The following is a 21,445-nucleotide window of genomic DNA, read 5'->3' as shown; positions in this document are numbered from 1 at the left end:
CGATACCGAAAGGAAAAGCCTTCATTCAGGAGGATCCCGAGATCAAAAATGGGCATTGCACGTGCCGTTTGGCACCTTAGTTTCAGCAGTGAACACAAGAGGGACAAACATGCGCGATTTTCATAAACCTGGCCGGTCGGCGGTCTTTGCCGACAACGGTATCTGTGCCACGTCACATCCCTTAGCGGCAAAGGTCGCGGTCCAGATGCTGGAGGCAGGCGGCAACGCCATGGATGCGGCCATAGCCGGGGCGGTCCTGCTGGGCATTTGCGAACCGCAGATGACAGGCATCGGTGGCGATTGCTTTGTGCTGCTGACGCCGCCGGGTGAAGATCGGGTTGTGGCGCTGAACGGGTCGGGCCGTGCGCCCGCAGGTCTGGACGCGGCGATTTTGCGTGACAAAGGGCAAATTGCGATCGCGCCCTATTCCGCAGATGCGGTCACGGTTCCGGGGGCAATTGATGCGTTTTGCAGGCTGTCGCAGGATTGGGGCAAGGTTGGGATGAAGGCCGCACTAGCCCCCGCAATCCATTATGCCGAAACTGGCGTGCCTGTCGCGCCGCGTGTGGCGTCTGACTGGGCGCAGGCGGTGGGCAACCTGTCGGGCCATGCGCGCGATCTGTTTCTGATGGGCGGTGCGGCCCCTGCGCCCGGGCAGAAATTTGCCGCCCCCGGTCAGGCCGAGGTGTTGCGCCGCATCGCGCTTGATGGGCGCGATGCATTTTATGAAGGCGAGATCGCCGAAGATATGGTTGCCAGTCTGAACGCGGCGGGTGGCACACATACGCTGGATGATTTCGCCGCGACATCCTGTGACTATACCGATCCGATCGGCGGGGGCTATGGCGGGCTGGATCTCTATGAGCATCCGCCAAACGGGCAGGGGGCCACGGCGATTCTGCTGCTGAATATCCTTAAGCATTTCGACATCGCGGGAATGGACCCCTGGGGCGCCGATCGCGCGCATATCGAGGCCGAGGCGACCAAGCTGGCCTATGATGCGCGCAACCGATTTCTGGCCGATCCCGATCACACCACGCGGGCGGGTTACATGATGGCACCGGAAACCGCCGCGAAACTGGCCGGTCTGATTGATCCGGCCAAGGCGATGCCCGGCGCCGTGCCGGGGGCCGAGGCGGTGCACAAGGACACCATCTATATCACTGTGGTTGACCGTGATCGTATGACCGTTTCGTTGATCTATTCGGTTTTCCATTCCTTTGGGTCGGGCATTGCATCTGACAAATTCGGCATCCTTTTCCAGAACCGGGGCGCTGCATTTTCCCTGACCGAAGGCCACCCGAACGAGGCGAAAGGCGGTAAACGCCCGATGCATACGATCATCCCCGGGCTGCTGAAAAAAGACGGCAAGGCCTACATGCCGTTTGGTGTGATGGGCGGGCAATACCAATCCACCGGCCACGCCAGGTTCGTCACCAACACGACCGATTTCGGCCTGTCCCCGCAGGATGCCATCGACGCACCGCGATGTTTTGCAGATGGTGATGTATTGAATGTGGAAAACGGCTATTCCGACGCGGTCAAGGTGGATCTGGCGGCGCGCGGCCATGACGTGCGCACACCAGACACAGCTATTGGCGGGGCGCAGGCGATCATGATCCACGACAGTGGCGTGCTGGAGGGCGGTAGCGATCCGCGCAAGGACGGGTGCGCGCTGGGCTATTGAAAGCGCGGCTCTGCGGTGCTGGCAAAATGTCAGCCGCGCAGGGTCATGTGCCGGTTCACATCCTTGTAAAGCAGGTAACGAAACGGCCCCGGTCCCCCTGCGTAACAGGCCTGCGGACAAAAGGCGCGCAGCCACATGAAATCGCCCGCCTCGACCTCGACCCAGTCCTGATTCAGACGGTAGACTGCCTTGCCCTGCAGCACATACAGCCCGTGTTCCATGACGTGCGTTTCGGCAAAGGGGATCACCGCGCCGGGCTGAAAGGTGACGATATTGACGTGCATGTCGTGGCGCATGTCGCCGGGGTCAACGAAACGGGTCGTGGCCCATTTGCCGTCGGTTCCGGGCATGGAGATGGTTGTCGCTGCATGTTCATCGGTGACAAAGGCATCCGGCAGGTCGATCCCTTCAACGCGCTGATAAGCCTTGCGCACCCAGTGGAAGCGTGCCGGTGCATCGCTGTTGTTGGCCAGCGACCAATCGCAACCTGGCGGCAGATAAGCATAGCCGCCCATGGCCAGTTCATGTGTTCCCGCGCCGATCCGCAGGGTCATTGTGCCATCGACCACGAACAGCACGCCTTGTGCCTTCGGGTCTGTTTCCGGCCTGGTGCTGCCGCCGCCGGGCGACACTTCCATGATGTATTGGCTAAAGGTTTCGGCAAAGCCTGACAGGGGCCGGGCCAGCACCCAGGCGCGTGTCTTGTCCCAGAACGGCAGGTTGCTGGTGACGATGTCGGTCATCGTGCCCTTGGGGATCACCGCGTAGGCGTCGGTAAACATCGCCCGGTCGGTCAGCAGTTGGGTCTGCGGGGGCAACCCGCCTGTGGGCGCGTAATATGGCGGTTTCGACATCATCTTATCCTTTGGTTGATCGCATTAGACCGCAGGTGCCGCCGCCACGAAAGGGGCGCTGCGCCGATAGGACCCATCGGTTTTCTTTGAAGGTTCAGGCGGCGGGGGCCACGGCAAAGGGCAGATGCCCGATCTTGATCCAGAATTTGGCGCCCTCCGCGCCCGCGGTCACGGACAGCCCCTTGCCATCGGGCACCCGCAGCCATGATCCTTGGCGCAACGTGTCGCCGCTTTCCTGCAACGTGCCATCAAGCACCAGCAGTTCCGCCCCGCCCGCCGCCGGATCAGACCAGACCGCACCGGGGGCCAAGTCCAGATAATGCACCGTTTCGCGACTGTCTTGATGCAGGGTCTTCAGCGCGACACCATCGGCCACGGTTTTCAGGTCGCGGGTCATGTCCATGCGAAACTGGTTGCGGTCGTCGGGGTCGAATTGCCAGAGTTTCACGAAAATCGTGCAGCCATCGGCGGCCCCGGGCGTGTGCGACGTGGTTGGCGGGTTGCGCACATAGGTTCCTGCCGGATAGTCGCCATGTTCGTCCTGAAATGTTCCTTCCAGCACGATGAATTCCTCGCCACCCGTATGCGTATGGGCGGAAAAATGGCTGCCAGGCGCATAGCGCACGATGGATGTGGCGCGCGCCACCTCATCCCCGATCCGGTCCAGCATGCGCCGGTCCACCCCTGCCATGGGCGAGGCTTTCCAAGGGATGTCGTTGGTGTGGATTAATACGCGTTGCGTGAAATCTGCATTCAGTTCCATTGTCTTACCTCATAATGGGGCAAGTGTGATGCCCGCGTCAGTCAGGTGTTTACGAATGCCGCGCGCCATGGCCACCGCATCGGGGGTGTCGCCATGCAGGCAGATCGTATCGATCCGGCAAGGGATATGCTTGCCGCTTTCGGCAATGATAGCGCCCGCGTCCAGCATGGCCAGTATCCGCGCCGCTGCCACATCGGCATCGTGCAGCACGGCACCGGGTTTTGACCGGTTGACCAGTGTCGCATCGTCCTCGTAGGCGCGGTCGGCAAAAATTTCGCCGGCCCAATTGCAGCCCAGATCGCGCGCGACGTCTTCCATCGCGGTGGCAGCCAGCACCATGATGATGATGTCAGGGTCCACATCCAGCGCGGCGGTATAGCAGGCCCGCGCAAGCCCCGCATCGACAGATGCCATGTTCGCCAGCGCCCCGTGCAGTTTCAGGTGCCGGACTTGGCCGCCCGCGCGGCGCGCCATCGCTTGTGCGGCACCCAGTTGATAGGCGACGTCATTGGCGATTTCGTCATGCGGCAACGGCAAGGGCCGTCGCCCGAAGCCTTTGAGATCGGCAAAGCCGGGGTGCGCGCCGATGCCAACGCCCTTGGCAACAGCGATTTGCATGGTCCTTGCCATCACATCGGGGTCGCCCGCGTGGAAACCGCAGGCGATATTGGCCGAAGTCACGATATCAAGCAGGGCGGCATCATCGCCCATGGACCAGGGGCCGAATGCTTCACCCATGTCCGAATTCAGATCAACGGTGCGCGTCATGTCAGGGCCTTTCAAGATCGTCACCGGGGGTCACCCCGCTGATCAGTTGGTATCCCAGCAGATCGGCAATGTCATGCGGGTCACGCACCAGTGGCTGGCAGGTCTTGCGCAGGGCGGCCAGTTGTGTGCGGGCTGTCTGCACGGTGGCATCGGCCTGCAACAGCGTCAGCATCTGGAATTGCAGCGCAGCACCCGGCATGGCCTGTGCTACGCGCGGCAGATCGGCGGGAATCACCGTGCCGATGCGGGGATAGCCGCCAATGGTCTGACATTCGGCCAGCAGCACATAGGGCACCCCGTCGCCGGTCATCTGGATATCGCCGGGCACGATAAGGTCGGACACGATGTTCAACTGGTCCGCCGCACCAAACCCCGCCCCGTCATGGTCAAGCCGCACACCCTGACGGTTGCCACGCGGACTGCGCTTGAATGTCGTCGCGGTGAAACGTTCCAGCGTTGCGGCGTCAAAGATGTCCGTTTGCGGTCCGGGCATGATACGGATCGTGCCCCCGTCCAGACGGTGACTGGCGGGCAGGCGCATGGGCCCGGCCAGCAAATCTTTGTCAGTACCCAGCGGCACGGCATCACCATCCTGCAAGGCGCGCCCGATCCCGGCAGTCAGATGGGTGGCGCGGCTGCCCATGATGGGCGCTGTCGTGATCCCACCGGCAAAGGCCAGGTAGCCGAACACACCCTGCTGCGCCCCGCCGATCCGCAGTTTCTGACCCGCGCGCAACAGCTGGCTGCTATTGTGGGGCACTGGTGCCCCGTCAATCGTGGCCTGCATCCGCGCGCCTGTCAGGGCAAAGCGGGTGTTCTGCGTCGTGCCGAACACACCACCCATGCCCATCATTTCAATCACGGCATTTGCCGGATCGGACCCAAGCAGTGCGGCGGCCTCCAGCAAGGCGAGCGGGTCTGCGGCGCCGCCGTGCGACAACCCTTGCGCCGTCCAGCCCGGACGACCCTGGTCCTGGACAGTCACAGCAGGGCCGACACTATGGATGTGCAATTCGCCTGTCATGTCAGCACCGTGCAGCGCGCGCCGCCGTTGGTATCCCTGTTCTGGCGCAGCGTGACGAATTCGCTGTCAGAGACATGGCAAAACCGGATCGCATCGCCGGGGACAAGCGGGAACGGCTGCTCTGCATCGGGCTGATAAACCCGAAAGGCTGTCTGCCCGATATGGCGCCATCCGGTGGGCGCATCGGCTGCAAAGACAATCAACTGGCGCACTGCCGTCACCAAGGCACCGTTCGGCATTTTTTCTGTCAGCGATGCCTGGCGGGGAATGTCCCAATGTGCCGGCAACATGCCCAGATAGGGCTGGCCGGGCGCAAAGCCTACGGCGATGACCCGCAGGGTCTGTGCTTCGATTTCCGCGATGGCCTGTTCCGGGGTGAGACCGGCAAGGGCTGCCGCCTCGGCCAGTTGGGGGCCATGGTCGGGGCCGAAAGCCACGGGGATATCCCAGCGGCGTCTGGGTGTTGCAACCGCATCGGCCAGACCGTTGCACACGCTGTGCACGGCGGCGGCCACGGCATCACGTGTCGTTTCGGCAGGGTCAAAGGCTATGCGCACCGACACAAGCGATGACGCAACTTCGGTGACACCTTGCAGGTGCATCTTGGCAAGCTGATCGCGAAAGGCCAATGCCCGATGATTGGCCTCTTCGGTCAAACTGCGGGAAAATCGGACAAGAACCCCATCCACGCCAAGCGGGCGAATGTCAGGGGGTGGTAAAAGTTCGGACATGGGTTTGGTCCTGTCTTGTTCCCTTACTTAGTGGAAAGCGACAGGGTGTTTGTCAATGCGCTGGGGGTAATCGGGTTTGATGGCTGTCGTCTGCGATAACGCCATTCCGCTTGCCTGTGATGCAATGCCAAGGACGGATTTGCAGCAGTTGGCGACCCTAGGCGTCTGTTCCGCCGCGCGGTATATCACCTGTCGGCCCGCCTTGTCGTGGGGTGCGGTCGCGGGCGTTGACGGGCCCCTTGCAAACGATAAAGGACACCGACCTGGCTGATTACCAGATATCGGGGCCCTTGTCGGCAAAGGCATTTACGAGAAAATCAATGAAGGCACGCACCTTTGGCTGCGTAAAGCGGCCGGGCGGATAGACGGCATAGATGCCTTGGGTTTCTTGCGGCAGATCCGGAATGGCCTCTTCGACCAGACCGTTCCGCATGGCGTCAGCATACAGAAAGCTTGGAAGGTATGCGATGCCAAGCCCGCCGATGCAGGCGTTCAGCAAGGATTGCCCGTCGTTGACGGTTAGCCAGCCTGCCGTGCGCACCTGCCGTTTTTCCCCTGATGGGGCGGTCAGTTTCCAAACGGCCGAATTGGACTGGTTTGAATAATGCAGCAGCTTATGCTCGTTCAGGTCGTCGATTTTTTCGGGCCGTCCATATTGTGCAAAGTAGCCGGGGCTTGCGATCATGCGCTTGGTGGTTTCGGTCAGTTTGCGTGCGCGCAGGGTGCTGTCTTCCAACTCACCGATGCGCACAGCCATATCGAAGCCTTCGGAAATCAGTTCCACATAGCGGTTGTTCAGAACCATGTTCACGGTGATCTCGGGAAATTCACTCAGGAATTCGCCCAACACAGGTGACAGATGATTGACGCCAAAATCGGTTGCGACACTGATCCGCAACAGGCCCGACGGCGCGGACTGCATCGAGGTCACAAGGGCGTCTGCCTCGCCTGCGTCGTTCAGCACGCGGCGGGCGCGGTCGTAATAGGCCAGACCGATTTCGGTCGGGCTGACGCGGCGGGTGGTGCGGTTCAACAGACGTGCGCCGAGGCGCGCCTCGAGTGAGGAGACATGTTTTGAAACGGCGGATTTTGAGATCCCCATTTTCTTTGCTGCGTCTGTAAACCCGCCCTGATCAACGACCGTGGCAAAGGCCTCCATTTCCGTCAGACGATCCATTGGTATCCCTCAAAACCAAACACTTGCCATTGGTCATGCGTTCCAAATCAGGCATGATTAGGACCAACGCCTGACAATACCGAGGTATCGCCATGCTTTGATCACGGTCAGGAAACATGGTCTTGTGGCGGGCAGCCCTTGTTTTCAAAGCTCTTGTGCCCGATTGCGACGGGAAAGGATGAAATGCCCCGGTTGTGCGGTTCGCGTTCAGATTATGGCAGCCAGTCGTGTGCCCTGATCAATCGCGCGTTTGGCGTCGAGTTCGGCGGCGACATCTGCGCCGCCGATGACATGCACGCGTCGTCCTGCGGCAATAAGCGCATCCGCCAGTGACCGTTCGGGCACCTGCCCCGCGCACAGCACGATTGTATCTGCCGCAATTACACTGGGGCTTTCGCGGGCCTCTCCTTTGGTGATGTGCAATCCCGCGCTATCGATCTTTTCATAGTTCACGCCGCCGATCATCTGCACGTTCTTCATCTGCAAACCGGCACGGTGAATCCAGCCTGTCGTCTTGCCCAGCCGCCTGCCCAGCTTTTCGGATTTGCGTTGCAGCAACATGACGCTGCGCACTGGCGCGTCGGGTTGCGGGCCTTCCTTGCGCAGGCCGCCGCGCATCTGTTCGGGATCACCCACGCCCCATTCCCGCAGCCATTCATCCAGGTTTTCGGTCGGGCTGTCATCTGTCACCAGATATTCGGCGACATCAAACCCTATACCGCCGGCCCCCACAATCGCGACGGTCTTGCCGACCCTCGCCTTGCCGCGCAGCACGTCGATATATGACAGCACATTTGGCCCGTCCTGTCCGGGAATGTCCGGGTCGCGGGGGGCGACACCGGTGGCAATGATGATGTCGTCAAAATCTGCCAGCGTGTCCGGCGTGGCCGTTGCCCCAAGGCGCAGTGCAATCCCGGCCTTGGCGACCATGGTCTTGTAGTAGTCCACCAGCCCCCAGAATTCTTCCTTGCCGGGGATCTGCTTGGCCATGTTCAACTGGCCGCCCAGTTCATCCGATTTGTCAAATATCGTGACGGCATGCCCACGTTCGGCGGCGGTCAGCGCTGCGGACAGGCCCGCAGGCCCCGCGCCGACCACGGCGACGTTCCTTGCGGTTTCAGCAGGCGCGATGGTCAGTTCCGTTTCATGACAGGCGCGCGGGTTCACCAGACAGGTCGATAGCTTGCCGCTGAATGTGTGGTCCAGACAGGCCTGATTGCAAGCGATGCAGGGCGCTATTTCCGCCGCCTTGCCCGCCTGCGCCTTGGCGACGAAATCGGGGTCGGCAAGGAAAGGGCGCGCCATGCTGACCATGTCGGCACAACCTTCGGCCAATACGGATTCGGCCACGGCGGGCGTGTTGATGCGGTTCGATGTGATAATCGGGATCGTGACCGCGCCCATCAGTTTTTGCGTCACCCAGGCAAAGGCGCGGCGTGGGACCGATGTGGCGATGGTGGGAATCCGCGCCTCGTGCCAGCCGATGCCGGTGTTCAGGATCGTGGCACCCGCCGCCTCGATCGCGCGGGCCAGTTGCACGACTTCTTCCCAGGTGGACCCGTTCGGCACCAGATCAATCATCGACAGCCGGTAAATCACGATGAAATCAGGGCCGACAGCTTCGCGCACGCGCCGGACGGCCGCGACGGGCAGGCGCATGCGGTTTTCGTATGATCCGCCCCAGCGATCAGTGCGTTTGTTGGTGTGGGTGACAAGGAACTGGTTCAGGAAATAACCCTCTGATCCCATGACCTCGACGCCATCATAGCCGGCCTCGCGGGCGCGGATCGCTGCGGTGACCATATCGCTGATCTGCTTTTCGATACCGTCTTCGTCCAGCTCTTTTGGCGGAAAAGGGGAAATGGGGGATTTGATTGCCGAAGGCGCCACGCAGTTGGGGCCGTAGGCATAGCGCCCGGCATGCAGGATCTGCATTGCGATCTTGCCGCCTGCATCATGCACCCTGTCTGTCACGATCCGGTGGTGGGCGATGTCATGGTCGGTATACAGCCCCGCAGCACCGGGGAAAACGCCACCTTCGGGATTGGGGGCCATCCCGCCCGTGACCATCAATGCGACACCGCCGCGCGCGCGCGCGGCGTAGAATTCAGCAACGCGGTTCCAGTCCTTCGTTTCCTCAAGCCCGGTATGCATCGACCCCATCAGCACACGGTTTTTCAGCGTGGTGAAGCCCAGATCAAGCGGGGCCAGAAGATGTGGATATCGGGTCATTGCGCGCCTCCCATATTGCCTCGAAAGCATGGCCAAAACCGTGCCCTGCGTCACCCCCAACGTGGCGTAACGGGTTGGCTTGGATGTTTCGGGAAATGCGACCGTCATTTGAAAACAAGAAGACAGGCGAAACCGCCTGCCTACTTGCCCTGCCAAGACTGCCCGGTTGCGCCTTTTTTCGGTGACGCTTCGCGTTGACCAAAACCCTATGCGATCAGATGATTCGCAGTCAATCCCCTGATTCGCGAATCAACATGTCGGCAAGCGAGCTGTGGCAGGTTCACGCAGGGATTGCGGGGGCTTTACGGTGCTCTTTATGCCTTTGGGTGCATAGCCCGATACAGTCACCGTTGCCTTGAATGCGATGCTCGGCCATCTTCAGCGGCAACAGGTGAGTAGGGTTAACAATGCGAAGTACAAAGACAATTCACGTTGTGTCATGCCACGCCGAAGGCGAAGTCGGAGATGTCATTGTCGGGGGGGTGGCGCCACCCCCCGGTGAAACCTTGTGGGAACAGCGCAACTGGATCGCCAAAGACCAGACTCTGCGTAATTTTGTTTTGAACGAACCAAGGGGCGGGGTCTTTCGCCACGTGAACCTGCTCGTCCCGCCCAAGCACCCGGATGCACAGATGGGGTGGATCATCATGGAACCGGAAGACACACCACCGATGTCGGGCTCAAACTCTATCTGTGTTGCGACGGTGTTGCTGGATAGCGGGATAATTCCAATGGTCGCGCCAGTGACCGAAATGGTTCTCGAAGCCCCGGGTGGACTGATCAGGATTCGTGCTGACTGTCGGAACGGCAAGGCGCAGAGCATTACAGTTCAAAACCTGCCCTCGTTTGCAGGAGAGTTGGGTGCGATGCTTCATGTTCCGGGCATTGGCGAAGTGATGGTTGATACAGCCTATGGCGGGGATAGTTTTGTGGTCGTCGATGCGCAGGCGCTGGGCTTTGGGCTTGATGCACCCGAGGCGGGGCATCTTGCAGAACTTGGTGTGCGCATTACCAACGCTGCAAATGAACAATTGCGCTTTCATCATCCGGAAAATGCCGAATGGGATCATTTTTCGTTTTGTCTGTTTGCAGGGCCTTTGGAACTTCAGGGCAACCACCTGAGCGCAAAAGCTGCGGTTTCAATACAGCCCGGAAAGATTGATCGTTCACCAACAGGGACTGCGGCCTCTGCGCGGATGGCGATCCTGCATGCAACCGGTCAAATGCAGGTGGGTGACACATTTACAGCACGATCAATCATCGGCTCGGAATTCCGCGGGCGAATTTCTGATACGACCTTGGTTGGCAACACACCTGCAATTATCCCAGAGATTACCGGCCGCGCATGGATTACCGGGACACACCAGCACATGCTGGATCCAGATGATCCATGGCCCGAAGGGTATCGACTGTCCGATACATGGCCCTCTTATGGGTCAGCATCCTGATGGCATCATCGTCAGGCAGGCATTGAGCGCCCGCTCGGACCCGCCACCTAACTGAGCGGCGTGATGATCCGGCAGAGTGGATCCACAGGGGTTGGGCTGACCAGAAACGCGGTTTCAGGGGGCACGCCGCTTTCTTCGATCCATGTGCCGTCCAGGCAGAAATCCTGCGCATAGTTGCCGGAATTGAACCCGAACTCGCCCGCGCCGCAGTCTTCGGCGGTGCCGTCGGCGTTCCAGCCTTGGGTGTAGCCATATCCGGGCGCGTCGCCGGGCAGGAAGCTGTAGGTTGAAGGATCGAAATTCAGCACCCATGTGTCGCCGGGATCGCGGGTGGCGATGTCCCATTTGCCCAATAGCACCCCGTCACGATAGCCCGCGATGCGGAAATCGGTGACGTCGCCTGCGGTCACCAATGGTTGGTTCATCGCAGCGTCGGGCAGGCGCATCTGGCCCAGCATCGTGTAGTCGTTTGCCCCAGTCCAGCAGAACCAGAATTCCGCCGCCTGCGCGGGGCTGGCCAAGGCGGCCCCGATCAGCAGCGCACGGATCACCCGCCGTTTTCCCGCAGGACATGCCCCGCAAGATATAGCGATCCGCAGATCAGGATGCGGGCGTGCGGGGCGGTGGCGGTGATATCGCGGATCGCGTCCTGAACGCTGTCGGCGGTGGTTGCCTGCATCCCGACCTTGCGCGCTATGGCTGCGGTCTCGGCGGCGGGGATTGTGTTTGCCTCGCCGGGGATCGACAGGGCGGTCAGGCTTTGGGCGACCTGCGCCAGTGGTGCCAGATAGCCCGCAATGTCCTTGGTGTTCAGCATCCCGCAGATCAGGTGGGTCGGCTTTGGCACCTGTTGTTGCAGCGTCGCGGCCAGCGCCTGACCGGCGGCGGGGTTGTGCCCGCCATCCAGCCAGAGTTCGGCGGGCGCCGCAAGATCGACCAGCGCACCGGTTGCCAAACGTTCCATCCGTGCGGGCCAATATGAGTTGGTCACGGCGGCCTCGCAGGCGGCCTCGTCCTTGCCAAGCAAGCGCAGGGTGGCGATGGCGATCCCGGCGTTGGTGATCTGATGCGGGCCACGCAGGGCGGGCAGCGGCAGGTCGAGCAGCCCGTTTTCATCCTGATAGATCAGACGGTCGCGTTCCACGCCGACATGCCAGTGCTGCCCATGGACCAGCAGCGGTGCGCCAAGGCGCTGCGCCACGTTTTCGATCACATCCAGTGCTGCTTCATGTTGCGGGCCGACCACGCAGGGGATTGCGCGCTTGATGATCCCGGCCTTTTCGCCCGCAATGGCCGCCAGGGTGTCACCAAGGAACGACTGATGATCAAGGTCAACAGGGGTAATCACCGTGGCGACCGGCGCACTGATCACATTGGTCGCATCCAGCCGTCCGCCAAGCCCGACCTCCAGCAAGGTATAATCTGCCGGGGTTTCGGCGAACGCCATCAGGGCGGCGACGGTCGTGATCTCGAAATAGGTAATGTTTTCGGTGCCATTGGCGGCATAGCAGCGGTCAAGCACCTGCGTCAGCGCGTCCTCGGTGATCAGGTCGCCGGCAAGTCTGATCCGTTCGTGAAACCGTGCCAGATGCGGTGACGTATAGGCATGCACCTTGTCACCCGTCTGTTCCAGTCCGGCACGGATCATCGCCTGTGTTGATCCCTTTCCGTTGGTGCCGGCGATATGGATGACGGGGGGCAGGCGTTCTTGCGGGTTGCCTGCGGCCGTCAGCAACCGCCAGACCCGATCCAGCGTCAGGTCGATCACTTTGGGGTGCAGGGCCATCATCCGGTCAAGGATAACGTCAGACCCCCCTGTCACTTGGATTTTTCCGCAGCTTCGATATCCTCGGTTGCCTCTGATCTGATTTCGGGGGCGGGCAGGTCACCTTTGACCGGCGGGTCCAGTTTCATCAGCATCCGCACGATCGTGACCAGTTCTTCCTTAAGATCGGTGCGCCGCGTCACGCGGTCCAGCATCCCGTGATCCAGCAGATATTCAGCGCGCTGGAACCCTTCGGGCAGCTTTTCACCGATGGTCTGTTCGATGACCCGCGCCCCGGCAAAGCCGATCAGCGCATTGGGTTCTGCGATCTGCACATCGCCCAGCATGGCGTAGGACGCGGTGACGCCGCCGGTGGTCGGGTGGGTCAGCACCACGATATAGGGCAACCCGGCCTCTTTCAGCATCTGCACCGCGATTGTCGTGCGCGGCATCTGCATCAGCCCCAGGATACCTTCCTGCATGCGCGCGCCACCGGCGGCCGAAAACAGGATCAGCGGGCGTTTCATGGCGATGGCGCGTTCAGCGGCAGCCACGATGGCATTGCCCACATACATCGACATTGACCCGCCCATGAACGAAAAGTCCTGCACGGCGACGACGACGGGCGTGCGCCCGATCTGGCCTTCGGCGACGACCATCGCGTCTTTTTCGCCGGTCTTCTTGCGGGCTTCCTTGATCCGGTCGGTGTATTTCTTCTGATCGCGAAAATGCAGCGGGTCGGCGACGGGTTCAGGCACCGCCACCTCCTTGAAAAGGCCGCCGTCAAAGATAGACGTCAGCCGGTCCCGCGCCTTGATTGGCATATGGTGATCGCAGTTGGTGCAGACGTTCAGGTTGTCTGCCAATTCGCGATGAAACAGCATGGTCCCGCATTCGGTGCATTTGGTCCACAGGTTGTCGGGCACCTCGCGGCGCGAAAACAGCGAATTGATGGTGGGGCGGACGTAATTTGTGATCCAGTTCATGGGGTGCCTTCTGACGGTGACGTCATTGAGATATGCCGCTGCGCTGCGAAATGCAATCAGCGCCTGATCGCCACACGTGCGGCAAGCCATAATACAAACACCACACCAATGGTGGACAGTAGCTCCAGAGCGCCGCCCGGTGTCGCCAGCGCCCGCAAGCTATAATCAAACTCGGACGGGTCAAATGCCGTGTAGACAAACAGCGCGAGCCCGCTTGACGGCCAGCCTTCTATGCCGACTATCAGCAGGGCAAAGGCATTATTCGCCAGATGCAGCCCAATGGCCGCCCCCAGCGTGCCGGTGCGTGCTGTCAGGTCTGCGCAGGCCAGCCCCAGCGCTGTTGCCCAAGCCACGTAAAGTAGTGAATCTGCCGGACCGATCCCGTTGAAGTAGTGTGACAGCCCGAAAATCAGTGACGGCAGTCCCATCCACAAGACGGGTGATGATGACCTGACCGCCAGTTGTTGTTGCAGGTAGCCGCGGAAATATATCTCCTCGGCCGTGACCTGAATGACCAGAACCACCAATGCAAGCGGCAGAAAGGCGACCCAGCGCACAACGCTACGGATTTCGGCCACTTCGGACAGGGCGATCCAGGGTGGCAATAGTTCCAGCAGCAACAGAATCAGGCCCACCGAAACCGTTGTGCGCACCAGATCTTTTGCGGCCTTGTCCGTTTGGCCGATCAGCGACAGGAAACCACGGTGATGCACCCGCCGCAGCAGACGGATGAATATCAGCGCGGTGATCCCGAAGGTGGCAAATTGCATCAGCGTGGCAAATGCACTGACACCCTCAAAATAGTCGGTGCGCAGCGGTTCGGGCAACACGAAGCCCACCAGCACCGGCGCGAACCAGAAGGCCAGTTCAAACCCGGCGACCATGACCAGCACCCGCCACATTTCGGTGTGATGTCCGGCAGGCCGGATGAAATCGGCGTGGGCGCTGTATGGGTCATGGGCCATTCCGGACCCTATGCCGCGCGGATCGGCGCGTGCAAGCGCAGTTCTGACTTGTGTCAGAACCCCCATGGAATTAGACCCGACGGCAACAGTTTTCGGGAGAGAAAAAGATGCTCAAGGGCCGCGCAGACAAGACAAACCTACCTAGCCGCCATGTGACCGAAGGGCCAAGCCGCGCGCCACACCGGTCGTATTTCTACGCGATGGGTCTGGACGAAGAAGATATCGCGCAGCCATTCGTCGGTGTGGCAACATGCTGGAACGAAGCCGCGCCTTGCAATATTTCGCTGAACCGGCAAGCGCAGGCGGTGAAACTGGGCGTCAAGGCGGCCAGCGGCACGCCGCGTGAATTCACGACGATCACCGTCACCGACGGCATCGCGATGGGTCACGAAGGCATGCGCTCCTCGCTCGCCTCGCGCGAAGCGATTGCCGACACCGTTGAACTGACGATGCGCGGTCATTGCTATGACGCGTTGGTCGGTCTGGCCGGTTGCGACAAATCACTGCCCGGCATGATGATGGCCATGGTGCGTCTGAACGTGCCGTCGGTGTTCATCTACGGCGGGTCGATCCTGCCGGGTCGGCTGAATGGCAAGGACGTGACCGTGCAGGACGTGTTCGAGGCCGTGGGCCAGCATCAGGCGGGCAACATGACCGACGCCGAACTTGAAATTCTGGAACGTGTGGCCTGCCCGTCTGCGGGTGCCTGCGGTGGACAGTTCACCGCCAACACCATGGCCTGCGTGTCCGAGGCGATTGGCCTTGCACTGATGAATTCATCGGGCGCCCCGGCCCCCTACGAATCCCGCGACCAATATGGCGAGGCATCGGGCGAGGCCGTGATGCATCTTATCGAAAAGAACATCCGCGCCCGCGATATCGTCACCCGCAAGTCGCTTGAAAACGCGGCCCGGATCGTGGCCTGCACCGGCGGGTCCACCAATGCCGGCCTGCATCTGCCGGCGATCGCCGCCGAGGCCGGAATTGATTTCGACCTTTTCGACGTCTGCGACATCTTCCGCGACACACCCTACTTCGTCGACCTGAAACCGGGCGGTCAGTATGTGGCCAAAGACCTTTACGAGGCAGGCGGCGTGCCCGTGGTGCTGAAGGAATTGCGCAAGGCCGGTCTGATCCACGACGACTGCATGACCGCATCGGGTCGCGTGATTGGCGAAGAACTGGACATGATCAAAGGCGATGCAGACGGCAAGGTAATTTACCCTGTCGAAACGCCGATCACGAAAACCGGCGGTGTTGTCGGGCTCAAGGGCAATCTGGCCCCCGAAGGTGCGATCGTAAAGGTCGCGGGCATGGGCGAGGATGAACAGGTCTTTACCGGCCCCGCCCGCGTGTTCGAATGCGAAGAAGACGCGTTCGAGGCGGTGAAGGCGCGCCAATATGAAGAGGGCGAAGTGTTGGTCATTCGCAACGAAGGCCCCGCAGGCGGCCCCGGCATGCGTGAAATGCTGTCCACGACCGCGGCGCTTTCCGGGCAGGGCATGGGCAAGAAGGTGGCGCTGATCACCGATGGCCGGTTCTCGGGCGCGACGCGCGGGTTCTGCGTTGGCCATGTTGGGCCAGAGGCCGCGCATGGCGGGCCGATCGCGCTGCTGGAAAATGGTGACGTCATCACGATCAACGCGATCAGCGGTGAATTGTCCGTCGATCTGACCGATGCCGTTCTTGAAGAACGCAAGGCAAAATGGTCCGGCCCACGCGAGACGATCTATGCCTCTGGTGCCTTGTGGAAATATGCGCAGCTTGTCGGGTCTACCCGGTTGGGGGCTTTGACCCATCCCGGCGCCAAGGGCGAAAAGCATATCTATATGGATCTGTGACGGACATGTGGCGATATGGCTGTGTGGGGCTGGCGCTGCTGGTGACAACAGCCTGTTTTGATACGCCCCCGGCGCAGTCGATGGCGCTGTTGGAGGGGGAAATCAATGCGGGCACGCCCCCCGGCTATTGTCTGGACGGAGCGGCCAGCAGGCCGGGTGACGGGTTCGCCGTGATCGCCCCTTGTGCGGCCTTCGGGACCGGCGATGCCGTGCCCCCTGTCGTCGGGGTGGCGACAGTTCAGGTCGGGCAGCCGGACAGCGGGATCGTCGTTGGCGCGGAAACCGGTTTGCGTGATCTGCTTGTGTCTGATGCCGGTGCCAGATTGCTGAGCACTGCGGGCGGTGCGAACACGATCACTGTGCTGGGATCGCAGGTGCAGGACAATCTGGTCAAGGTCCACTTTGTCGATACGGCTCCGCCGCCGATGGCGGGTCTTCAGGATGCGGAATGGCGTGCCTTTCTGGATGTGAAAGGCAGGCTGGTGACGGTTGCGGTGCGTGGACCTGCCGATGCACCGCTGACCGATGGCACAGGGGCGTGGCTGCTTGACCAGTTGGTCAATGCACTGATGCGTGATGATGGCTCTGACACCGGCGGGGCCTAGCGCAACTATGGTGGGAAAACCGAACGGTCCCATTGCGAGGTTCCTGCATCGTCGTGCTTTGGCCCGGTGGACAGAGGCGACACGCCAGGCCGTTAGCGCGGATTTGTCTGTTTTGCGCACCCAGCGCCAGCAGGCCCGACAACTGCGCAACCCGTTGCAGGAACTGTGCCATATTGCAGAAAGCCGGTTAGCGTTACCTCGCATCGGGTCGAATAATTTTCACCGGCCTGCTGGAACAGACTGGTCCTGGCGGCCACAGGCGTGGCGGGCAGGCTTGCCCCTGCGTGGCATTGCCCCGGCCCTGAACAAGACCGCGCTGGGCACAGAACTGACGCTTTTTCATGATTGCCGCGCTTCGGAAATCAGCTTGTGTCAATGTCGCAACACAAGTGATCGCGATCTGGCGCCCTATGGTGTCGCTGTCGAGGTATTTGATTTTGATGGAAGTTTTCTGTCGTTGGTTGTGGACCTGCCGCACGCCGCCTGCAAAGGGCTGCGCAAGAACCACCTGATCCGCCTCGCGGGCATGATCACGTCCGAGGTGCCCCTGACCGTTTTTGCCCGACTGAATGTCAAACACGGTGCAAATACGGATCAAAGCCTTAAGAAACTCACATCAGCGCAGCAAGAGATCGCTGTCGAATTTGATCTGGCATATGGTCAGATGAACGAAGCGCGGGTCGAACGCATCTGGGTTGATCTGATGTTCGAGAAGCCGCAGATGAACCGGGTCACAATCGGGGATCTGACCTTTTGCCGCTACCCGCGCGCCGCATTGTGACAGACCGAAAGGCATTTCGATGACCGGATTGACGCTGACAAAGACCCGCCTTGCCGCCGGTATCTGGGAAGGTGAATTGACTGGTGCCGGCGCGGATACGCCGGTTTTGCACGTGACCCATCTGGGCGAAGCAGTTGACGGGGTTGAATTGACCCATGACACCACGGCCGGGGTGTGGCGCGTCAAGGTTCCGGTTCCGTCCTGTTTGATCCACGATGGCGTGCAAACCTTTGTCATCAGCGACGCACTGGGCGATACGCTTGCCAGCTTTGCGCTTTTGTCAGGCGAAGCGCTGGCAGAGGATATCCGCGCAGAGGTCGATTTGCTGCGCGCAGAGCTGGATTTGCTCAAGCGCGCCTTTCGGCGGCATTGCCAGACAACCGGCCAAGGCTGACCGCTACGCTTGCGCGCCCCGACTGGATCACAATGCGACAGTGCATGAACAGTTTGTCATAATAGCAACCGATCACGTTTGCGCGACGTAACACCAGTGTTCATGTAACCAAGAAAGGAACCTGGAAATGAAACGTCGCTTTGCAATCAAATCATTCGTCGCCGCCGCTGGCCTTGCCGCTGTTGCTGCTTGTTCGCCGATGATGACATCCGAGCCTGATATCGTCGATATCGCTGTCTCGAACGGTAACTTCAACACGCTGGTCGCCGCCGTTACAGCCGCCGACCTGGTTGAAACGCTCAAAGGTGACGGGCCGTTTACCGTCTTCGCCCCGACTGACGACGCTTTTGCAAAGCTGCCTGCGGGCACGGTCGAGAGCCTGCTGCTGCCCGAAAACAAGGATCAGCTAGTTGCGATCCTGACCTACCACGTGGTTCCCGGTGCGGTTACCTCTGACCAGTTGGCCGGTCAGCGGTTGAACGTGGCGACGGTGCAAGGCGATACCGTGCATGTGGACGGCACCGACGGTGTGACCGTGAACGATGCCTCCGTGACGACGGCGGACATCATCGCGTCGAACGGCGTGATCCATGTGATCGACACGGTGCTGCTGCCCTGATCGGACACACCGGGTTCCGCCCTTTCACATGGCGGAACCCATCCAGCGCCCTTGCAAGAATTTGCCGCCCCGGTGACGAGCGGTTTGCAAGCCGGGTCCGCAGACTCTAGGCTCTGGCAAAACAGGCTCGAGGGGTTGTCATCGCCGTGTTCAAAAGATCCGTTTCCGCCGCGCTGTTTGCGTGTCTTGTTGCACCAAATCCCGTATTTTCCGCCGAAGTCGACGCAGGGGCCTATTTGGCTGCCCGTCAGGCCGGAATGGCGCATGATTTCGGGCATGGCGCGCGCTATTTTACCAAAGGGCTTTTGTCCGACCCCGGGAATGCCCTGTTACTTGAAAACGCGATGACCTCTTATATTGCGCTGGGGCAGGTCGAACGGGCCATTCCGATCGCACAGACGATCATTGATTTCGGATATCAAAGCCAGATTGCCAATCTGATGCACAGCATCGCGGCGGTCAAGGCCGGTGACTGGGACGCGGTGTTCGCGGCGCTAGAGCATGGCCGCAGTGTCGGGCCGCTCGTGGACGGGCTTGCGCAGGCGTGGGCCCATATGGGCAAAGGCGAGATGACCAAGGCGCTCGCGCGGTTCGATCAGGTGGTCGATACCCAGGGCATGGAAATCTATGGGTTGACCCACAAGGCCTATGCCCTTGCCGTGGCAGGGGATTTCGAAGGCGCCGAAGAGGTGTTCAGCTCGTCTGGCGAACAGGGCATGCGCTATAGCCGCCGGAGCGCCGTTGCCCATGCCCAAATCCTGAGCCAGCTTGGCAGGAATGATGACGCATTGGCCGTTATCGACGGGGTCTTGGGCCGTCAGCTTGACCCGGGGGTGGCCGCTTTACGTGCAAATCTAGCTGCCGGTGTGGCGGTCGCCTATGATGCCGTGGACAGCCCGACAGCCGGGGTGGCCGATATTTACCACGTGATCGCCGGGGCCCTGCAGGGCGAGGCGACAGATGTGTATACGCTGCTTTATGCCCGCGCCGCCACCTATCTGGCGCCGGAAAACACCCAGGCTGTTCTGATGACAGCGGGATTGCTGGATGATCTGGGGCAGTATGAACTGGCAAACGAGACCTATGCCGGCGTCGCACGCGACGATCCGGCCTTTCATGCCGCCGAACTGGGCCGTGCGGCGGCCTTGCAGGCCGCAGGCCGTCGCGATGCCGCGATCGAGGTTTTGGACGCGCTGGCACGGAGCCATGCCGATCTGCCCGTAGTCCATGCGACACGTGGCGATACGCTGCGCCAGGCCAAGCGTTTCGAAGACGCGACCGATGCCTATACCCGCGCACTGGACCTTTACGATTCGCAAGACCCTGCGCTGTGGTTCGTCCACTACACACGCGGGATCGCATATCATCAACTTGACGACTGGCCCGCCGCCGAAGCTGATTTCCGCGCATCGCTGGCGCTGCAACCGCAACAGCCGCAAGTCTTGAATTATTTGGGCTATTCGCTGGTTGAACGGAATGAAAAGCTGGACGAGGCACTGGCCATGATCGAGACGGCAGCCGCAGCCCGTCCCGACAACGGGGCGATCATCGACAGCCTTGGCTGGGTGATGTTCCAGCTTGGTCACTACGAAGAAGCCGTCGGCCATCTGGAACTTGCCGCGTCGCTTGAACCTGTCGATCCAATCATCAACGATCACCTGGGCGATGGCTATTGGGCTGTGGGCCGCAAGACAGAGGCCCGCTTCCAATGGCAACGCGCCCTGTCCCTTGCACCTGATGCCACCAACGCCGATCGCATTCGCAACAAGCTGGAACGCGGCCTAGATATGGTGCGCCGAGAAGAGGGGCTTGACCCCGTGCAAGTGGCCCGTGGCGACAATTAAGGGCACCGCGCCGGCCAAGGTGAACCTGACGCTGCACGTCACCGGACAGCGCGAAGATGGCTATCATCTGCTTGACAGCCTGGTTGTCTTTGCTGATGTGGCGGATCGTTTGGGGGCCACGATTGCACCTGATCTGCGGTTACAGGTCACGGGCCCTTTTGCGATGGGCGTGCCCACAGACGACAGCAACCTTGTGATGCGTGCGGCCAAGGCGTTGCAACAGGCCCGGGGCGTCAAACTGGGTGCGGCGTTGACCCTTGAAAAACACCTGCCGCACGCTGCGGGCATTGGCAGCGGGTCGTCTGATGCCGCGATCACGCTCACGATGCTTGCTGACCTGTGGGGTGTTGTCCCCTTGCCGCACGATGCGCCAGAGGTGCTGGCGCTTGGGGCGGATCTGCCTGTCTGTCTGCGCGCGCCCAATCCCATGCGTATGTCAGGTATCGGCGATGTGTTGTCACCGGTCGCAGGCCTGCCGGATTGTGCTTTGGTCCTTGTCCGTCCGCCTGTCGCCGTGCCCACACAGTCCGTCTTCAAGGCATTGTCGGACAAGTCCGGCACCCCGATGGAGCCATTGCCAAAAGGCTTGGATTTCGAAGGTTTCAGCCACTGGTTGGCTGGACAGCGCAATGATCTTTTGGCGCCCGCCAGCAGCATTGCGCCTGATGTGTCCGCTGCGATTGCCAGACTGAAAGCCCAACCGGGCGTCACGGTCGCAGGCATGTCGGGTTCGGGGGCGACTTGCTTTGGGTTGGTGCGGGATATGGCAACGGCCCGCCAGGTGGCAAAAGTCGTTCAAGTGTCGCAGATGAACTGGTGGGTGGCCCCCGCCGCTGTCATGTAAACGCCCTGCGTATATCTTGACGACAGCCTGCTTCTTCCGAGTATAAATATCCCCGCCGGAGGCGCAGGTCACCCAAAGGGTGTCCGGGGGTAAACAAATTTCGCGAAATTTGTTTCA

General features: G+C 60.9%; 20 protein-coding genes. 9 read left to right on the top strand and 11 right to left on the bottom strand.

From position 1 onward, the window contains the following. The first annotated feature begins 109 nt into the window (after positions 1-109). Positions 110-1,687, top strand: coding sequence for a gamma-glutamyltransferase family protein (locus ACTG4B_RS02035; RefSeq protein ID WP_439154006.1), 1,578 nt, complete (start codon positions 110-112; stop codon positions 1,685-1,687). Positions 1,688-1,716: 29 nt separating this feature from the next. Here the strand turns inward: ACTG4B_RS02035 and ACTG4B_RS02030 are convergent, their stop codons facing one another. From ACTG4B_RS02030 to ACTG4B_RS02000, 7 genes are all read right to left on the bottom strand, one after another. Next, positions 1,717-2,541, bottom strand: a complete 825-nt coding sequence (locus ACTG4B_RS02030) for a bifunctional allantoicase/(S)-ureidoglycine aminohydrolase (RefSeq protein ID WP_439154005.1) — start codon at positions 2,539-2,541, stop codon at positions 1,717-1,719. Positions 2,542-2,635: 94 nt separating this feature from the next. Beyond that, positions 2,636-3,304, bottom strand: coding sequence for a cupin domain-containing protein (locus ACTG4B_RS02025; RefSeq protein ID WP_439154004.1), 669 nt, complete (start codon positions 3,302-3,304; stop codon positions 2,636-2,638). Positions 3,305-3,313: 9 nt separating this feature from the next. Beyond that, positions 3,314-4,072, bottom strand: a complete 759-nt coding sequence (locus ACTG4B_RS02020; RefSeq protein WP_439154003.1) for a LamB/YcsF family protein — start codon at positions 4,070-4,072, stop codon at positions 3,314-3,316. Position 4,073: 1 nt separating this feature from the next. Next, positions 4,074-5,096 carry a biotin-dependent carboxyltransferase family protein gene (locus ACTG4B_RS02015; protein WP_439154002.1) on the bottom strand — a complete coding sequence of 341 codons (1,023 nt, stop codon included), beginning with the start codon at positions 5,094-5,096 and terminating at the stop codon, positions 4,074-4,076. Continuing rightward, positions 5,093-5,827: a 5-oxoprolinase subunit B family protein gene (locus tag ACTG4B_RS02010; protein WP_439154001.1), complete on the bottom strand. Its 735-nt coding sequence runs from the start codon at positions 5,825-5,827 to the stop codon at positions 5,093-5,095. The genes ACTG4B_RS02015 and ACTG4B_RS02010 overlap by 4 nt, the downstream gene beginning before the upstream one ends. Positions 5,828-6,098: 271 nt before the next feature. Continuing rightward, on the bottom strand, positions 6,099-7,004 hold the full coding sequence (locus ACTG4B_RS02005) for a LysR family transcriptional regulator (RefSeq protein ID WP_439154000.1): 906 nt from the start codon (positions 7,002-7,004) through the stop codon (positions 6,099-6,101). A gap of 207 nt (positions 7,005-7,211) precedes the next feature. Next, entirely contained in the window at positions 7,212-9,236 is a 2,025-nt protein-coding gene (locus ACTG4B_RS02000; protein ID WP_439153999.1) for an FAD-dependent oxidoreductase, read from the bottom strand. Between the two features lie 407 nt (positions 9,237-9,643). Between ACTG4B_RS02000 and ACTG4B_RS01995 the strand changes: the two genes are divergently transcribed. Next, entirely contained in the window at positions 9,644-10,684 is a 1,041-nt protein-coding gene (locus ACTG4B_RS01995; RefSeq protein WP_439153998.1) for a trans-3-hydroxy-L-proline dehydratase, read from the top strand. 47 nt (positions 10,685-10,731) lie between these two features. On the opposite strand, the gene ACTG4B_RS01990 is transcribed toward ACTG4B_RS01995, so the two are convergent. From ACTG4B_RS01990 to ACTG4B_RS01975, 4 genes are read right to left on the bottom strand one after another with little or no spacing between them, the layout of a single operon-like run. Continuing rightward, positions 10,732-11,235 carry a hypothetical protein gene (locus ACTG4B_RS01990; protein WP_439153997.1) on the bottom strand — a complete coding sequence of 168 codons (504 nt, stop codon included), beginning with the start codon at positions 11,233-11,235 and terminating at the stop codon, positions 10,732-10,734. Next, positions 11,232-12,473, bottom strand: a complete 1,242-nt coding sequence (locus ACTG4B_RS01985) for a bifunctional folylpolyglutamate synthase/dihydrofolate synthase (RefSeq protein WP_439154086.1) — start codon at positions 12,471-12,473, stop codon at positions 11,232-11,234. The genes ACTG4B_RS01990 and ACTG4B_RS01985 overlap by 4 nt, the downstream gene beginning before the upstream one ends. A gap of 29 nt (positions 12,474-12,502) precedes the next feature. Continuing rightward, a complete protein-coding gene (gene accD / locus ACTG4B_RS01980; protein ID WP_439153996.1) occupies positions 12,503-13,435 on the bottom strand; it encodes an acetyl-CoA carboxylase, carboxyltransferase subunit beta in 933 nt (310 codons plus the stop codon). Positions 13,436-13,491: 56 nt separating this feature from the next. Further along, entirely contained in the window at positions 13,492-14,400 is a 909-nt protein-coding gene (locus ACTG4B_RS01975; RefSeq protein WP_439153995.1) for a lysostaphin resistance A-like protein, read from the bottom strand. A gap of 107 nt (positions 14,401-14,507) precedes the next feature. On the opposite strand from ACTG4B_RS01975, the gene ilvD reads away from it, so the two are divergent. From ilvD to ACTG4B_RS01940, 7 genes are all read left to right on the top strand, one after another. Then, a complete protein-coding gene (gene ilvD / locus ACTG4B_RS01970; RefSeq protein ID WP_439153994.1) occupies positions 14,508-16,241 on the top strand; it encodes a dihydroxy-acid dehydratase in 1,734 nt (577 codons plus the stop codon). Positions 16,242-16,246: 5 nt separating this feature from the next. Continuing rightward, positions 16,247-16,846 carry a dihydroxy-acid dehydratase gene (locus ACTG4B_RS01965; RefSeq protein WP_439153993.1) on the top strand — a complete coding sequence of 200 codons (600 nt, stop codon included), beginning with the start codon at positions 16,247-16,249 and terminating at the stop codon, positions 16,844-16,846. Next, positions 16,818-17,627 (top strand): DUF6478 family protein, encoded by an 810-nt coding sequence (locus ACTG4B_RS01960; protein WP_439153992.1) that lies wholly within the window; start codon positions 16,818-16,820, stop codon positions 17,625-17,627. Before ACTG4B_RS01965 ends, ACTG4B_RS01960 begins: the two co-directional genes overlap by 29 nt. Before the next feature lie 19 nt (positions 17,628-17,646). Next, a complete protein-coding gene (locus tag ACTG4B_RS01955; RefSeq protein ID WP_439153991.1) occupies positions 17,647-18,021 on the top strand; it encodes a hypothetical protein in 375 nt (124 codons plus the stop codon). Positions 18,022-18,148: 127 nt separating this feature from the next. Then, the gene (locus ACTG4B_RS01950) at positions 18,149-18,640 is read left to right on the top strand and encodes a fasciclin domain-containing protein (protein WP_439153990.1); all 492 of its coding nucleotides are present in this window, start codon (positions 18,149-18,151) and stop codon (positions 18,638-18,640) included. Between the two features lie 146 nt (positions 18,641-18,786). Next, complete coding sequence (locus ACTG4B_RS01945; protein WP_439153989.1) at positions 18,787-20,484, top strand: tetratricopeptide repeat protein; 1,698 nt, start codon at positions 18,787-18,789, stop codon at positions 20,482-20,484. Then, complete coding sequence (locus ACTG4B_RS01940; protein WP_439153988.1) at positions 20,471-21,328, top strand: 4-(cytidine 5'-diphospho)-2-C-methyl-D-erythritol kinase; 858 nt, start codon at positions 20,471-20,473, stop codon at positions 21,326-21,328. The genes ACTG4B_RS01945 and ACTG4B_RS01940 overlap by 14 nt, the downstream gene beginning before the upstream one ends. Positions 21,329-21,445 lie beyond the last annotated feature (117 nt).

The organism is Yoonia sp., assembly GCF_965660735.1.
In the GTDB taxonomy this organism is placed as follows: Bacteria; Pseudomonadota; Alphaproteobacteria; order Rhodobacterales; family Rhodobacteraceae; genus Yoonia.
This window is presented reverse-complemented; position numbering and strand designations above follow the sequence as displayed.